General features: G+C 38.4%; 14 protein-coding genes and 1 other annotated feature. Of the genes, 12 read left to right on the top strand and 2 right to left on the bottom strand.

Annotated features, from left to right (window positions below; all coding sequences use genetic code 11):
- Positions 1 to 173 precede the first annotated feature (173 nt).
- From PLX19_RS01270 to PLX19_RS01320, 11 genes are all read left to right on the top strand, one after another.
- Complete coding sequence (locus PLX19_RS01270) at positions 174 to 1,067, top strand: cation diffusion facilitator family transporter (RefSeq protein WP_272186704.1); 894 nt, start codon at positions 174 to 176, stop codon at positions 1,065 to 1,067.
- 89 nt (positions 1,068 to 1,156) lie between these two features.
- A complete protein-coding gene (gene recJ, locus PLX19_RS01275) occupies positions 1,157 to 3,496 on the top strand; it encodes a single-stranded-DNA-specific exonuclease RecJ (protein WP_272186705.1) in 2,340 nt (779 codons plus the stop codon).
- A gap of 48 nt (positions 3,497 to 3,544) precedes the next feature.
- A complete protein-coding gene (locus PLX19_RS01280; protein ID WP_272186706.1) occupies positions 3,545 to 4,057 on the top strand; it encodes an adenine phosphoribosyltransferase in 513 nt (170 codons plus the stop codon).
- A gap of 205 nt (positions 4,058 to 4,262) precedes the next feature.
- The gene (relA, locus tag PLX19_RS01285; RefSeq protein WP_272186707.1) at positions 4,263 to 6,443 is read left to right on the top strand and encodes a GTP diphosphokinase; all 2,181 of its coding nucleotides are present in this window, start codon (positions 4,263 to 4,265) and stop codon (positions 6,441 to 6,443) included.
- 16 nt (positions 6,444 to 6,459) lie between these two features.
- Positions 6,460 to 6,900 (top strand): D-aminoacyl-tRNA deacylase, encoded by a 441-nt coding sequence (gene dtd / locus PLX19_RS01290; RefSeq protein ID WP_272186708.1) that lies wholly within the window; start codon positions 6,460 to 6,462, stop codon positions 6,898 to 6,900.
- Between the two features lie 264 nt (positions 6,901 to 7,164).
- Positions 7,165 to 7,578, top strand: a complete 414-nt coding sequence (locus PLX19_RS01295; protein ID WP_272186709.1) for a hypothetical protein — start codon at positions 7,165 to 7,167, stop codon at positions 7,576 to 7,578.
- Positions 7,579 to 7,710: 132 nt separating this feature from the next.
- Positions 7,711 to 7,887, top strand: a complete 177-nt coding sequence (locus tag PLX19_RS01300) for a hypothetical protein (protein ID WP_272186710.1) — start codon at positions 7,711 to 7,713, stop codon at positions 7,885 to 7,887.
- 68 nt (positions 7,888 to 7,955) lie between these two features.
- Positions 7,956 to 8,185: a binding site (T-box leader), on the top strand.
- A gap of 67 nt (positions 8,186 to 8,252) precedes the next feature.
- Positions 8,253 to 9,524: a histidine--tRNA ligase gene (gene hisS / locus PLX19_RS01305; RefSeq protein ID WP_272186711.1), complete on the top strand. Its 1,272-nt coding sequence runs from the start codon at positions 8,253 to 8,255 to the stop codon at positions 9,522 to 9,524.
- A 12-nt stretch (positions 9,525 to 9,536) separates the two neighbouring features.
- Entirely contained in the window at positions 9,537 to 11,312 is a 1,776-nt protein-coding gene (gene aspS, locus PLX19_RS01310) for an aspartate--tRNA ligase (RefSeq protein WP_272186712.1), read from the top strand.
- Positions 11,313 to 11,649: 337 nt separating this feature from the next.
- On the top strand, positions 11,650 to 12,417 hold the full coding sequence (locus PLX19_RS01315) for a tRNA threonylcarbamoyladenosine dehydratase (protein ID WP_272186713.1): 768 nt from the start codon (positions 11,650 to 11,652) through the stop codon (positions 12,415 to 12,417).
- A gap of 109 nt (positions 12,418 to 12,526) precedes the next feature.
- On the top strand, positions 12,527 to 12,943 hold the full coding sequence (locus tag PLX19_RS01320; protein ID WP_272186714.1) for a hypothetical protein: 417 nt from the start codon (positions 12,527 to 12,529) through the stop codon (positions 12,941 to 12,943).
- 79 nt (positions 12,944 to 13,022) lie between these two features.
- Here PLX19_RS01320 and PLX19_RS01325 read toward each other — a convergent pair whose 3' ends face one another.
- Together PLX19_RS01325 and PLX19_RS01330 are read right to left on the bottom strand one after the other, a co-directional pair.
- Positions 13,023 to 13,673, bottom strand: coding sequence for an RsfA family transcriptional regulator (locus PLX19_RS01325; protein ID WP_272186715.1), 651 nt, complete (start codon positions 13,671 to 13,673; stop codon positions 13,023 to 13,025).
- Positions 13,674 to 13,710: 37 nt separating this feature from the next.
- Positions 13,711 to 14,997 carry a replication-associated recombination protein A gene (locus PLX19_RS01330; protein ID WP_272186716.1) on the bottom strand — a complete coding sequence of 429 codons (1,287 nt, stop codon included), beginning with the start codon at positions 14,995 to 14,997 and terminating at the stop codon, positions 13,711 to 13,713.
- Between the two features lie 216 nt (positions 14,998 to 15,213).
- On the opposite strand from PLX19_RS01330, the gene cymR reads away from it, so the two are divergent.
- Positions 15,214 to 15,630: a cysteine metabolism transcriptional regulator CymR gene (cymR, locus tag PLX19_RS01335; protein WP_272186717.1), complete on the top strand. Its 417-nt coding sequence runs from the start codon at positions 15,214 to 15,216 to the stop codon at positions 15,628 to 15,630.
- Positions 15,631 to 15,635 lie beyond the last annotated feature (5 nt).

Genomic DNA, 15,635 nt, shown 5'->3' on the forward strand with positions numbered 1-15,635 from the left:
CGGACAATTATCCATCATCTATCTTCTTTAGAAAAGCGGAAGCGGCTCGTTCAGAATCGCAGGACGCCCACGTCCCTGACAGGGAGGTGTTTTTTGCCTCGTTCGAGGCGAGGGTCTTACTGTCCGCGAATAGTGGGATAAAGTGTACGTTGATGAAAGAAAGGGTTTCGATTATGGAAAAAGATGAACGTTTTAAACAAGCGGAATTTGGGGCAATTGTTGGAATTGTCGGCAATATTGTGCTTGCGATTGTCAAAGCTGTTATTGGATATATTGGAAATAGTAAAGCGCTTATGGCGGATGCAGTTCATTCTGGTTCGGATGTTATCGGCTCATTAGCAGTCTTTTTTGGACTCCGCGCAGCGAAGCAACCGCCTGATGAGGATCATCCATATGGACACGGAAAAGCTGAATCTATTTCTGCAATCATTGTAGCTGTTCTTTTGTTTATTGTCGGAATTGAAATTGTTATTTCTTCTGTTAAAGCTTTTACACAAGTGCTTGAGCCTCCGCGCTGGATTACTGTGATTGCTGTACTTCTTTCGATTGTTGTGAAAGAAGGAATGTTTCGTTATAAATATAAGTTAGGCAAAAGGATAAATAGTGATGCAATTATTGCAAACGCGTATGAGCATCGTTCGGATGTGTTTTCATCAATTGCGGCTTTAATTGGTATTGGGGCAGCAATTATAGGGGATAAATTTGGGATGGAGTGGCTTGTATATGCCGATCCAGCTGCCGGTTTATTTGTATCTTTACTCGTTATAAAAATGGCTTGGGATATCGGCAAAGAAGCGATTCATACAACACTGGATCATGTGCTTCATGAGGAAGATATTATTCCGATGAGAGAAGCGGTTATGCAAGTAGAAGGAATTAAGAAAATAGGTTCGCTATATGCAAGAGAGCATGGGCATTATGTTATCGTCGATATTAAAGTGTCTGTTGATCCATACATTACGGTAGAAGAAGGACATCGTATTGGTAAACGTGTGAAAGAGGTGCTCATGCAGCAAGATCATGTACAAAATGTTTTTGTTCACATAAATCCCTATTCTCCTGACTAATGAAAACTTGTAAGCGCCAATTGGTTAATCAAACCTCATTGTCACCCCTTAATCTGTCTAGTATAATAGACAGGTTAAGGGGTGATTTCGTGTTACAACCGAAGACGCGTTGGAAAGAAAAGGATAATAATGAGGAACTTGTAGAACAATTGGCAAATAAACTTCAATTGTCATCTCTTGTTACTTCGTTATTATTAAATAGAGGTTTAGATACAGAAGAAAAGATTGTGGATTTTTTAAATACAGAGCAGCAAGAATTTCACGATCCTTTTTTACTTGAAGGTATGGATCGTACTGTAGAGCGCGTTCGCGAAGCGATTCAAAACGGTGAACAAATTTTAATTTTCGGTGACTATGATGCGGACGGTGTTAGTAGTACAACCGTTTTATTTTTAGCATTACAAGAAATCGGAGCGGATGTAGAGTTTTATATTCCGAACCGATTTACAGAAGGATATGGACCGAATGAAGAAGCGTTTCGCTGGGCGCATCGCGCTGGTTTCTCGCTTATTATTACAGTTGATACAGGGATCGCAGCTGTTCATGAGGCGCAAGTTGCGAAGGAGCTTGGCATTGATTTAATTATTACTGATCATCATGAGCCTCCGCCAGAATTGCCGGAAGCTTTGGCTATCATTCATCCGAAGTTAGATGGCGGTATATATCCATTTCACTATTTAGCAGGTGTTGGTGTGGCGTTTAAAGTTGCTCATGCTTTGCTTGGTAGTGTACCAGAACATTTATTAGAAATTGCTGTTATTGGTACAGTAGCCGATTTAGTGTCTCTTAATGGTGAAAACCGTCTACTTGTACAGCGTGGATTGAAAAAAATGCGAACAACGCAGCGAATAGGTTTACAAGCGCTGTTCAAAGTTGCTAATATTTCGCAAGGTGAAATTACAGAAGAAAGTGTAGGGTTTGCAATTGGACCACGCATTAACGCGGTTGGACGATTAGAAGATGCTGCCCCAGCTGTTCATTTATTATTATCAGAAGACGTAGAAGAAGCAAAAGAACTTGCACAAGAAATTGATGAACTAAACAAATTACGAAAAGACATTGTAAAGCAAATTACAGAAGAAGCGATTGCAGAAGTAGAAGCACATTATCCACCAAAAGAGAATACAGTATTAGTTTTAGCAAAAGAAGGATGGAATCCCGGTGTAATTGGGATTGTTGCTTCGAAGCTCGTAGATCGTTTTTACAGGCCGACAATTGTCTTAAGTATTGATCCTGAAAAAGGCACAGCAAAAGGTTCAGCTCGTAGTATTGAAGGTTTTGATTTATATTCGAATTTATCAGATTGTCGTGATATTTTACCGCATTTTGGTGGGCATCCAATGGCGGCTGGTATGACTCTTAATATAGAGGATGTTGATGAACTGCGCCGCCGTCTAAACGAGCAAGCTGCTGCATTGTTATCAGATGAAGATTTTATTCCTGTCACTACGGTAGATGTAGTATGTAAAGTGGAAGATGTCACGCTGGATGCAATCGAAGAAATGCAAAAGCTTGCTCCGTTCGGTGTCGGGAATCCAAAACCGCGCGTCGCTGTGAAAGATGCAAGTCTAGAAAGTATTCGTGCCATTGGTTCTGATGGCTCACATTTAAAAATGACACTTCGCGATGGACCAGCAACATTAGATAGTATTGGCTTTGGTTTCGGAGCATTTGCAAAAGAAATTTCTCCTGTAGCGAAAGTATCAATCGTTGGAGAAGCTTCTATTAATGAATGGAATAATTTCCGTAAACCACAAATTATGGTTCAAGACATTGCTGTAGAAGCTTGGCAATTATTTGATTGGCGTAGTATGCGTAATGTAGAAACGAATTTAGCAGATCTTTCGCGTGATAAACTGACAATTGTGTATTTTAAGGAAGAAGCATTGCAAAAGTTTTCGTTAGAAGCATATAAAGATTACGCAATACAGGCTAAAGATGTGACAACATTCGAAGATCGCTACGTTGTTATTCTTGATTTACCGGATGCGACAGAAGATTTAAAGCACATATGTGAAAAAGGATTTCCAGCCCGCATTTATACGGTTTTTTATCAAGAAAATAATCATTTGTTTAGTACGGTTCCAACGAGAGAACACTTTAAATGGTACTTTTCATTCCTGCATCAAAAAGCACCGTTCTCGCTTCGTCAATACGGAGAGCAGCTTTGCCGTCATAAGGGCTGGTCAAAAGATACAGTAAATTTCATGACACAGGTGTTTTTTGAGTTAGAATTTGTTACAATAAAAGACGGTGTCATTTTTATGACAGAAGAAATGAAAAAGCGTGATTTAACCGAATCAAACACGTATCGTGAGAAAATAAACCAATTACAATTAGAAAAGGAACTGGTTTATAGCACATATCAGCAGTTATATGCATGGTTTGAAACGCTTCGTAACCATAAAGAAGTAGAACAGTTAGGATAAAGGACTTGTATTTACAACGCTTTTTATATTCGAGGAGGATTCATAAATATGGATTTCAAGCAACATATTGCAATCGTACCAGATTATCCGAAAGAAGGTATTGTCTTTAAAGACATCACACCTTTAATGAACGATGGAAAAGCATATAAAGCAGCAACAGATGCAATCGTTGCATATGCAAAAGAAAGAAATATCGACCTAGTAGTAGGACCAGAAGCACGTGGTTTTATTATTGGATGTCCAGTTTCTTACGCATTAGAAGTAGGCTTTGCACCAGTTCGTAAATTAGGTAAATTACCACGCGAAGTAATCACAGTAGATTACGGTAAAGAGTATGGTAAAGATGTGTTAACAATTCATAAAGATGCAATCAAACCAGGTCAACGCGTATTAATTACAGATGACTTATTAGCTACAGGTGGAACAATTGAAGCAACAATTAAGCTAGTAGAAGAACTTGGCGGTGTTGTGGCAGGTATCGCATTTTTAGTAGAGCTTACTTACTTAGATGGCCGTAAAATGTTAGATGGCTATGATGTGTTAGTGTTAGAACAATATTAATTGTAAACAGGGCGACATGCGGAGTACCCGTGAATCTCTTTGAGAGGATCGGGTATTTTTATATATGTATCGAAAAAAGTAAAGTGAAATGTCAGTAAAATCTTTTCCTTTTCACAATTCACAATCATTACGTTATAATGGTAAGATAAAAATTATTCTAATTGGCAAGGAAAGAGATTATGAATCTTTAATAAAAGGTGATTAGATGGCGAATGAACAAGTACTAACAGCTGAGCAGGTACTGGAGAAAGCAGGGCAATATTTACACGATGATGATATCGATCTTGTGGCGCGCGCTTATGAATTTGCACGTGCGGCACATAGCGAGCAATACCGAAAATCAGGTGAACCATATATTATCCATCCTATTCAAGTAGCAGGAATTTTAGTGGACTTACACATGGATCCATCTACTGTATCTGCGGGGTTTTTACATGATGTAGTAGAAGATACAGATGTAACATTAGAAGACATTGAACGTGAATTTACAAAAGAGATTGCGATGCTTGTTGATGGTGTAACGAAGCTCGGGAAAATTAAATACAAATCTCATGAACAGCAGCAGGCGGAAAATCATCGAAAAATGTTTATCGCAATGGCGCAAGATATTCGTGTTATTTTAATTAAGCTTGCAGACCGACTTCACAACATGCGAACATTGAAACATTTACCACAAGAAAAGCAGCGCCGCATTGCAAATGAAACATTAGAAATTTTCGCTCCATTAGCACACAGGCTCGGAATTAATACGATTAAGTGGGAACTAGAAGATACATCGCTTCGTTACTTAAATCCGCAGCAATATTACCGTATTGTCAACTTAATGAAACGTAAACGTGCAGAGCGCGAAGAATATTTGGATGAAGTTATGATGGAAATTCGTGACAAATTAAAAGAAGTCGCGATTCAACCAGAAATTTCTGGTCGTCCAAAGCATATTTATAGCATTTATCGAAAAATGGCAATGCAAAATAAACAATTCAATGAAATTTACGATTTGTTAGCTGTTCGTGTTGTCGTAAATAGTATTAAAGATTGCTATGCCGTTTTAGGTATTATTCATACGTGCTGGAAGCCGATGCCGGGGCGTTTTAAAGATTATATCGCAATGCCAAAAGCGAACTTATATCAGTCGCTGCATACGACAGTAATTGGACCGAAAGGCGATCCGCTTGAAGTGCAAATTCGTACGAAAGAAATGCATGAAATTGCCGAATTCGGAATTGCGGCCCACTGGGCATATAAAGAAGGAAAAACGGCTGAAACAACAGGTACACTTGAGAAAAAACTAACATGGTTCCGTCAAATTTTAGAATGGCAAAATGAAGCCTCGAATGCAGAAGAATTTATGGAATCATTAAAAATTGATTTATTCTCTGATATGGTGTTTGTCTTTACACCAAAAGGCGATGTCATGGAATTGCCGCTTGGCTCTGTACCGATTGACTTTGCTTACCGCGTTCACTCTGAAATCGGGAATAAAACGATTGGTGCAAAAGTAAACGGTAAAATGGTCACTTTAGATTATAAGTTAAAAACAGGTGACATCATTGAAATTTTAACGTCTAAACACTCGTATGGCCCGAGTCAGGACTGGGTGAAATTAGCGCAAACATCCCATGCGAAAAATAAAATTCGTCAATTTTTCAAAAAGCAACGCCGCGATGAGAATATTGAAAAAGGTCGCGAGCTTGTTGAAAAAGAGGTGCGAGGCCTTGAGTATGAGATGAAAGAAGTGTTAGCATCTGATAATTTAAAGCGCGTTGCTGAGAAGTTTAATTTTGCAAATGAAGAAGATATGTTTGCAGCTGTTGGATATAACGGAATTACTGCATCGCAAATTGTGACGCGCTTAACAGATAAATTCCGTAAGCAACGTGAAGAAGATTTAACAGAAGTAAAAGAAGTTCGAAAACCAATGAAAATTCGTAAATGGGATTCTGGTGTAAAAGTAAGCGGTGCAGATAATTTACTTATCCGTTTATCGAAGTGCTGTAATCCAGTTCCGGGCGACGATATCATTGGTTATATTACAAAAGGTCGCGGTGTCTCGATTCACCGTACAGACTGTGTAAATATTCATACAGAAGAAGCGCAGGCAAGACTGTTAGAAGTAGAGTGGGAAGGCAGCCCAGAAAAAGAAATTGAATACAATGTTGATATTGAAATTTCGGGTTATGATCGCCGCGGTTTACTAAATGAAGTACTGCAAGCTGTAACAGAAACGAAAACATATATTTCAGCTGTTTCAGGAAGAAGTGATCGCAACAAAATGGCGACGATTCATATGTCTATTTCAATTCGTAACTTACAGCATTTGAAAAAAGTTGTCGAGCGCATTAAACGGGTTCCAGAAATTTATGCAGTGCGCCGCATGATGCATTAATAGGGAGTGAAGTGAAATGAGAGTTGTCTTACAACGATCAAAAGAAGCATCTGTAACGGTAAAAGGTGAAGTTGTAGGGCAAATTCCTTTCGGCTTAACACTATTAGTTGGAATCGCCCATGAAGATACGGAAAAAGATGCAACATATATCGCTGAAAAAATTGCAAACTTACGCATTTTTGAAGACGAAAACGAAAAAATGAACCATTCTGTATTAGATGTTGGTGGACAAGTTCTTTCCATTTCTCAGTTCACGTTATATGGAGATTGCCGAAAAGGAAGAAGGCCAAACTTTATGGATGCAGCAAAACCTGACTACGCAGAGCGCTTATATGAATTCTTTAACGAAGAACTTCGCAAACAAGGACTGCATGTAGAAACAGGGCAGTTCGGAGCAATGATGGACGTTCAGCTTGTTAATGATGGTCCAGTGACATTGATTGTAGAGAGTAAATAGTGATGGTCGAAGAGAGGGGGGTGTTCTCCTCTCTTTTTTGATTTGTTTAAAACATATGCATAACGTTTCTGTTGATTGTTAGAACGATTGTTTCATTCTTGAACATAGTAAAAAAATATAATATATCTATCCCTGTTTGTATAGCGCATCACGATCAGGATACTATTATGAGAACCAAAAAGGACTAGTTATAGGTAAAAATAAGGAATGATATTTCCAGTTATTATTGTTATGGATTAAATTATATAGAAGGTGCTCGATATTATGCAGTATTCATACAAGGAATTTTTGCCAAATTTATTAGCACAGATTAAGGAGATAGAACAATCTTTAAAAGAGCCTATTGCATTATTGTTAAAAAAATATAAACCCGTTTTCGCAGAAAAAAATATAGATTTTGATGTAGGACTTGAGATAGAGGGAGAAAATCATTTTACTCCTGGATACAATTCTGCTGTTGTTATGGCAATATCGGAAGAAGATGAGTTACTTGGTGTATATATAGTGACAATTTGGAAATGTGAACAAACGTGGCTTGGTTTACCTGTTTCTAAGAATATACCTGGATGCAGAATTATGGGAGATTTAGTAAAGGAATCAGTAGAAGAAATTTTATTAGAGCTAACAGAACATATTGAAGAAATATGGAAAGATGATGCGATTGAAGGTAAGTTATAGTATGTGTGTAGTGTGATTGTTAGGCGAAAAGAACTTTATCAGATGATTCCTCTTAGTAACAACGTATAACCCTTACATCAATATGGAACACTATTCATTAGAATTCCACTACCGAATGTGAGGGATATACGTATGCGTATGAATGAAAAGGGAAACTTTGCTACTAACGGAGCAAACCAATTGTTTAATGTGAATTTTCATGAGTTTATTTCAAAAGAACAGCAAAATACATCGCTAGAACTTGCTTCTGAATTTGGGATTTCTTTAAAAGATGTAAAAACGTTAAAGAAGCACCTCGGACGTTCTTGAGAATCTTGACAATAATTGTGAATAATCGTATAGTAGTAAACAAATTCATTTTTTACAGTTACATATGGTATAAACCGATGATAGAGAAGAGTAGATAAGAGACACATGAAAAGAGAGGAAATGTCTAAGGCTGAAAACATTTCTGCATGATGACTGATCGAATGACACTCTGTAGGTTTCGTCTTGAACAGCATAGTGCTTAGTAGAGGTCGAACGCAATTTAAGCGTTATTAAAAAAGTGGAAGCATACGTGCTTCAATTAGGGTGGCACCACGGGTATTATACTCTCGTCCCTACTGTACAATCAGTAGAGGCGGGAGTTTTTTTATTTTTATTACTATTGAGAAAATGAGGAGGAACTGAATATGTCTATTCAAATCCCGCGCGGAACGCAAGATATCCTTCCTGGTACTGTGGAATTATGGCAGTATATTGAAGGGCAAGCACGTGAAATTTGTCGTCGTTACAACTATAAAGAAATTCGTACACCAATTTTTGAGCATACAGAATTATTTTTACGCGGTGTTGGAGATACGACAGATATCGTACAAAAAGAAATGTACACATTCGAAGATCGCGGGGAGCGTAGTTTAACACTTCGTCCAGAAGGAACAGCTCCAGTTGTACGTTCTTATGTAGAAAATAAAATGTTCGGTGATGCGACGCAGCCGACAAAATTATATTATATTGGACAGATGTTCCGTTATGAAAGACCACAAGCTGGACGTTATCGTCAATTTGTTCAGTTTGGTATTGAAGCGATAGGTAGTAATGACCCAGCAATTGACGCAGAAGTGATTGCGCTTGCTGTTGAGTTTTACCGCGGCATGGGCCTAAAAAATATTAAAGTTGTGTTAAATAGCTTAGGTGATGCAGCGAGCCGTAAAGCACATCGCGATGCGTTAATTGCACACTTTGAGCCTCGCATTGGTGAGTTTTGTTCAGATTGCCAATCTCGTTTAGAGAAAAACCCACTTCGTATTTTGGATTGTAAAAAAGATCGCAATCATGAATTGATGAGCACAGCACCATCGATTACAGAATACTTAAACGAAGAGTCAAGTGCGTACTATGAAAAAGTACAGGAATTATTAACAATGATGGGTATTCCATTTGAGAAAGATCCAAACCTTGTGCGCGGTTTAGACTATTATCAGCACACTGTATTTGAAATTATGAGCGAAGCAGAAGGTTTTGGTGCGATTACAACATTAAGCGGCGGCGGCCGATACAACGGACTTGTACAAGAAATCGGTGGCCCAGAAATGCCTGGTATTGGTTTTGCGATGAGTATTGAACGTTTAATTATGGCGTTAAAAGCTGAGAATATTGAATTACCAATTGCTCATAACATTGATTGTTATGTTGTAGCGCTTGGTGAAAAGGCGAAAGATCATGCTGCAAAAATTGTCTTTGACCTTCGTAAGGCTGGATTAGCGGTTGAGAAAGATTACTTAGATCGTAAAATGAAGGCACAGTTTAAATCAGCGGATCGTCTAAGTGCAAAATTTGTAGCTGTTTTAGGTGATGATGAATTAGAAAAAGGCATTATCAACTTAAAAGATATGGCAACAGGCGAACAAGAAGAAGTTGCATTAGATGTATTTGCTTCTTACGTAGCAGAAAAGTCACTATAGGGGGAAAAAGAAATGGCTGAAAGAACGCATGCATGCGGAAAAGTAACAGTAGAAGCTGTGGGACAAACGGTTCAATTAAAAGGTTGGGTGCAAAAGCGCCGTGATTTAGGTGGATTAATTTTCATTGACTTACGTGACCGTACAGGTATTGTACAAGTCGTATTTAGTCCAGAAACTTCAAAGGAAGCGTTAGAAGTAGCAGAAACAATTCGCGGTGAATACGTACTGCACGTAGAAGGTACAGTTGTTGAGCGCGCAGCTGGTGCGATTAATGAAAATATGGCAACAGGCCGTATTGAAGTACAAGTAACGAAAGTAAACGTACTAAATGCAGCAAAAACAACACCAATTATGATTACAGATGATACAGATGCATCAGAAGATGTCCGCTTAAAATATCGTTATTTAGATTTACGTCGCCCTGTTATGTACAACACATTTAAAATGCGTCACGACGTAACAAAAACAATTCGTAATTTCTTAGATAGCGAAGATTTCTTAGAAGTAGAAACACCAATTTTAACGAAAAGTACACCAGAAGGAGCTCGTGATTACTTAGTACCGAGCCGCGTACATGAAGGCGAGTTTTATGCACTGCCGCAATCTCCGCAGTTATTTAAACAGCTTCTTATGGTCGGCGGATTTGAGCGCTATTATCAAGTAGCGCGTTGTTTCCGTGATGAAGATTTACGTGCAGACCGTCAGCCAGAATTCACACAAGTCGATATTGAGACATCATTCTTAACACAAGAAGAAATTCTCGAAATGATGGAACGTATGATGACAAAAGTAATGAAAGAAGCAAAGGGTGTAGAAATTAATGCACCATTCCCGCGCATGACGTATGCTGATGCGATGTCTCGCTACGGTTCTGATAAGCCAGATACACGCTTTGCGATGGAACTAATTGATCTATCAGAATTTGCAGCGGGTTGCGGATTTAAAGTGTTCACAAGCGCTGTAGAGAGTGGCGGACAAGTAAAAGCAATCAATGCCAAAGGTGCAGCGAGCAAATATTCCCGTAAGGATATCGATGCATTAACAGAATTCGTAAAAGTATACGGAGCAAAAGGTTTAGCTTGGTTAAAAGTTGAAGAAGACGGCTTAAAAGGACCAATCGCAAAATTCTTTAACGAAGAAGATGCAAATACGCTTATGAGCACGTTAGATGGGGCTGCTGGTGACTTATTATTATTCGTTGCTGATAAGAAGAGCGTTGTTGCGGATAGCTTAGGAGCACTTCGTTTACGTTTAGGTAAAGAACTTGAGTTAATTGATGAAAGCAAGTTTAACTTCCTATGGGTAACAGATTGGCCGCTTCTTGAGTATGATGAAGATGCTGATCGTTATTTTGCAGCGCATCATCCATTCACAATGCCATTCCGCGAAGATGTTGAGCTACTAGAAACAGCACCAGAAAAAGCGCGTGCACAAGCGTATGACCTTGTATTAAACGGTTATGAGCTTGGTGGTGGATCACTTCGTATTTATGAGCGTGATGTACAAGAAAAAATGTTCAAAGCGCTAGGTTTCTCACAAGAAGAAGCGCAAGAGCAGTTTGGATTCTTATTAGAAGCATTCGAATACGGTACACCGCCGCACGGAGGAATTGCATTAGGTTTAGACCGCCTTGTTATGTTACTTGCGGGTCGTACGAACCTTCGTGATACAATTGCCTTCCCGAAAACAGCAAGCGCAAGCTGCTTATTAACAGAAGCACCAAGCCCAGTTGCAGATGCACAGCTTGAAGAGCTTTACTTACAATTAAAAGTAAAAGAAGAGAAGTAAAAATGAATCCTAGGTGGACATACTAATTCCATCTAGGATTTTTTTATAGAGTATATAACTTATATAAATACAAAGTAACTACTCAGTTACTTTATGGAAAAACGACAGAAAAGCATTTTTTTAAATGGGCGAGAGGGACTGGACATGCATAGAAGCGGTCAGTTCCTTTTCCTGCCACGTGCAAAGTGTAAAACAAAGAGAGAAAGCAAGCAGCAGTTATGTTTTATTCTGTACGGCAGCGACTTAGATGCTAAAAAATCAAAGTGGATATATACAAATAGTCGGAAAAACGCTAGAATACATGGTAGACCATTTTTGTAATAGGAGTGTAGACCGCATGTTACATCAATTTTCACGTAATGAATTAGCCTTCGGAAAAGAAGGTATTGAAATATTAAAAAATAGTACAGTTGGTATTCTAGGAATTGGCGGCGTTGGTTCGTTTGCAGCAGAAGCATTAGCGCGTTCTGGCGTCGGTCGTCTTGTATTAGTTGATAAAGACGTTGTTGATATTACAAATGTTAACCGTCAAATCCATGCGTTACTTTCTACTGTGGGTCGTTCAAAAGTAGAACTAATGAAAGAACGTATTGCTGATATTAACCCAGACTGCGAAGTTATCGCATTAGAAATGTTTTATACAGATGAAACATACGAAGAGTTCTTTAAACATGGTTTGGATTTCGTAGTGGATGCATCTGATACAATTACGTTCAAAATTCATTTAATTAAACAGTGCTTGCGACGTAAAATTAAAATCATTTCAAGTATGGGTGCAGCAAATAAAATGGATCCAACTCGTTTCCGTATTGCCGATATTTCTAAAACGAACACAGATCCAATTGCGAAAGTGATTCGTACGAAACTTCGTAAAGAAGGTATTAAAAAAGGTGTGAAAGTTGTATTCTCTGATGAAAATCCAATTGTGATTCGTGAAGATATTCGTAAAGAAATCGTTCCAGATGAAAATGCAAAAATTCGCAAAGCGAAATTACCACCGTCCTCTAACGCATTCGTTCCGTCTGTGGCCGGCTTAATTATGGCAAGTCATGTTGTGCGTGAACGTTTGAAGGATGTTGAAGTAAAACGTGTCGGACAAGACTAAAATGAGGCACACATGTTTCTTTATGGAAGCATGGGTGTTTTTTTATGTTAAATATTCAGAGAAATGTTAAGAGTTAGATGTGCATATTTTTATATGAAGGAGGGAGACAATGAGAAATAAGAAACTTCTGTTAAGTTTTATTATGTTGCTTTGTTTCGTTTCATTTTCCGCATGTAATTCATATGAAGATTATTGGGTATTAGAGAAATCAAGGTATAATGAGGCGCCAGAAATGATTGACTATTTTCCGAAACGTGCACAGGAGAATCCTTCACTCGTAGGCTATTCTACCTATACAATTTCAGAAGGAAGAAAAATGATTGTGTTAGCAGTTGGGTCTAAGCATAAAGGTAGTGAAATTGAAGTAACAAAATTTCAGGAAAAAGGTGATACAACATATGTCACTGTGAATATCAAAAAGGGCAAATCGAATGAAGAAAATCCTGTTATCTTAATTGGAGTAAGTAAGTTACATAAGAATATTGTGATACAAGATACGGATGGAAAGAAATATAAAAGCTTATAAAATTGAAGAATAAGTAAAACAGAGAATATGAAACGCATGAATTTTATCCATGCGTTTTTTATGTGCTCGTTTTGTTATTTTAATTTTCGGCTGTGTAAACAATATCTAAGTTTCCGTTCTGATCCATTTTGAAAATTGGTGCCATCTGTTCTTGCGGGTTATCTAGTAGAACGAGCTTGCGTGCACGGTCCATAATTCTAACGAGTGTTTCATAATCTTCCTGCACAGATTGCTGTTGTTTCTGCAGTGTTTTAAGCTTTTTCTCTAATTGATGATTTGTTTTTTGCAACGTTTCGAGCTGCCTACGTAATGTGTCGTTTTCAGTTTGTAACTTTTCTGTACGTGGATTGTTTTGTTCTATATTTTGCAAAAATGAAATGACATCTTGCATCGTAAGTGACGACTTATTTGTAATAACATCTTCCGAAAACTCACCCTCAATAACAACTTTTTTCTTCGGCTCTAATCGTGATACTTGTGGTTTCGGCTTCACTGCTTGTTCTCTCTTTAATTCTTTGCGTTGCTTTCTCGCAATTTGCACAGCTTCTTCATAGCCTTGCCGAACTTCTGCGTTCCAACGAAAGCCACAAGCGGCAGAAGTTCTGTTTAATTGATCGCCCACTTCATCAAATGCTTTTAATTGCGTACTGCCTTCGCGAATGTGACGTAAAACGGTTTCTGCTAGAAGTAAATCATCTTCTCCAGTCCATGCATCTTGACGCATTTTCATTGTGAAACCCCCATATTTCATGTCGTTTTCGCTTATGTTACCCTTTTGATTCACTTTTATACGAATGTTGTAATCTTTCATAAACAGTAGCAAGTGCTTGCTCAAATTTACCAGTCGTTTTTGGTTTATAGTATTGCTTATTTTTAATTTTGTCTGGTAAGTACTGCTGCTGCACCCATCCACTAGGATAATCGTGTGGATAGAGGTAACCAATTCCTCTGCCGAGCGATTCGGCGCCTTTATAGTGACTATCTTTTAAATGAGCTGGAACATCACCTGTTTGTCCGTTTCGTAAGTCCTGAAGCGCTGCATCGAGCGCTTTGTATGCTGAATTTGATTTCGGTGATAAGCATAGCTCGATGACCGCATTTGCCAGTGGAATGCGAGCTTCTGGAAAGCCGACGCGTTCTGCGGATTCGATGGCCGCAAGTGTACGGGGCCCAGCCTGAGGGTTCGCAAGTCCAACATCTTCGTATGCCATAATTAGTAAACGTCTGCCAATGCTTTGCATATCACCAGCTTCAATAAGGCGGGCTAAATAATGAAGAGCGGCATTTACATCACTTCCGCGCACTGATTTTTGGAAAGCTGATAATACATCGTAATGGGCGTCGCCGCCTTTGTCGTGTACAAAACTTTTCTTCTGTAAACATTCTTCAGCGATTTCAAGTGAAATTTCTACTGTTTCTTCATTTGTTGTAAAGCTAGATAAGACTGCGAGCTCAAGTGCATTATAGGCAGAGCGCATATCACCGCCAGATGCGTTTGCGAAGTGACGCAGAGCTTCATCGGTTACGATTATGTTATATTCTCCTAGTCCTTTTTCCTGATCTGTTAAAGCGCGTTTTAATCCTTGTAAAAGGTTTTCTTCCGTTAAAGCTTGTAGTTCGAAAATTTGACAACGGCTTCGAATAGCAGAATTAATTGCGTGAAATGGATTGCTTGTCGTCGCCCCAATTAATGTAATGAGTCCGCTCTCTAAGTGAGGAAGAAGGAAATCTTGTTTTCCTTTATCTAATCGATGCACTTCATCTAAAATTAAGATGAGATGGCGATGCATTTTTGCTTCTTGGACAACAATTTCCATATCTTTTTTATTATGAGTAACAGCATTTAATAGACGAAAAGGCATACCGATGCTGCCGGCAATGGCGCTTGCAATTGATGTTTTTCCTGTTCCGGGAGGCCCGTACAAAATCATTGATTGTAGATGCTTTGCTTGTACCATCCGCCATAAAATTTTGCCTTCGCCCACTAAATGTTCTTGTCCGATAACTTCTGTGATATTGGTCGGACGCATTCGATGTGCGAGTGGTTGTTTCATATGTTCTCTCTCCTTCAGTGCCTTGTTTATATAATAAATTCCGAGTTATTTGGTATACTTATATGTTATCATTTCTGTTAGAAAAGTTGAAATTCCTTATCATACTATATTATGCTATAATTTCAAAGGATTTTGATTTCAGAGAGTGTTTTTCCTATAAAATAAAAGAATAACGAAGAAGTAGAAGCAAAAGACTTGAAAAGAGGTGCTACATATATGAAAATTTCAACAAAAGGCCGTTACGGTTTAACAATTATGATTGATCTTGCGAAAAAGTTTGGGGAAGGCCCAATTTCATTAAAATCAATTGCACAGGCGCACGATTTATCTGAACATTATTTAGAACAATTAATTTCTCCGCTTCGTAATGCTCGTCTTGTAAAAAGTACACGCGGTGCATATGGTGGTTATGTATTATCAGATCAACCAATTAATATTACAGCAGGTGATGTAATCCGCGTATTAGAAGGGCCGATTAGCGTAGTAGAAATGTTGGATGAAGAAGAACCAGCACAGCGTCAGCTTTGGGTCCGTGTTCGTGATGCGGTGCAAGAAGTTCTTGATAGTACAACGTTAGAAGATTTAGTACGTTATGAAGAAGAAAACAACGGCGGTTATATGTTTTATATCTAATTCCG

This window comes from Bacillus sp. BP-3 (assembly GCF_028401955.1).
Classification (GTDB): Bacteria; Bacillota; Bacilli; order Bacillales; family Bacillaceae_G; genus Bacillus_A.

Coding starts and splice junctions, on each gene's coding strand:
- PLX19_RS01270 (WP_272186704.1), top strand. CDS start 174: ATGGAAAAAGATGAACGTTTTAAACAAGCGGAATTTGGGGCAATTGTT.
- PLX19_RS01280 (WP_272186706.1), top strand. CDS start 3,545: ATGGATTTCAAGCAACATATTGCAATCGTACCAGATTATCCGAAAGAA.
- relA (WP_272186707.1), top strand. CDS start 4,263: ATGGCGAATGAACAAGTACTAACAGCTGAGCAGGTACTGGAGAAAGCA.
- dtd (WP_272186708.1), top strand. CDS start 6,460: ATGAGAGTTGTCTTACAACGATCAAAAGAAGCATCTGTAACGGTAAAA.
- PLX19_RS01295 (WP_272186709.1), top strand. CDS start 7,165: ATGCAGTATTCATACAAGGAATTTTTGCCAAATTTATTAGCACAGATT.
- PLX19_RS01300 (WP_272186710.1), top strand. CDS start 7,711: ATGCGTATGAATGAAAAGGGAAACTTTGCTACTAACGGAGCAAACCAA.
- hisS (WP_272186711.1), top strand. CDS start 8,253: ATGTCTATTCAAATCCCGCGCGGAACGCAAGATATCCTTCCTGGTACT.
- aspS (WP_272186712.1), top strand. CDS start 9,537: ATGGCTGAAAGAACGCATGCATGCGGAAAAGTAACAGTAGAAGCTGTG.
- PLX19_RS01315 (WP_272186713.1), top strand. CDS start 11,650: ATGTTACATCAATTTTCACGTAATGAATTAGCCTTCGGAAAAGAAGGT.
- PLX19_RS01320 (WP_272186714.1), top strand. CDS start 12,527: ATGAGAAATAAGAAACTTCTGTTAAGTTTTATTATGTTGCTTTGTTTC.
- PLX19_RS01325 (WP_272186715.1), bottom strand. CDS start 13,673: ATGAAAATGCGTCAAGATGCATGGACTGGAGAAGATGATTTACTTCTA.
- PLX19_RS01330 (WP_272186716.1), bottom strand. CDS start 14,997: ATGAAACAACCACTCGCACATCGAATGCGTCCGACCAATATCACAGAA.
- cymR (WP_272186717.1), top strand. CDS start 15,214: ATGAAAATTTCAACAAAAGGCCGTTACGGTTTAACAATTATGATTGAT.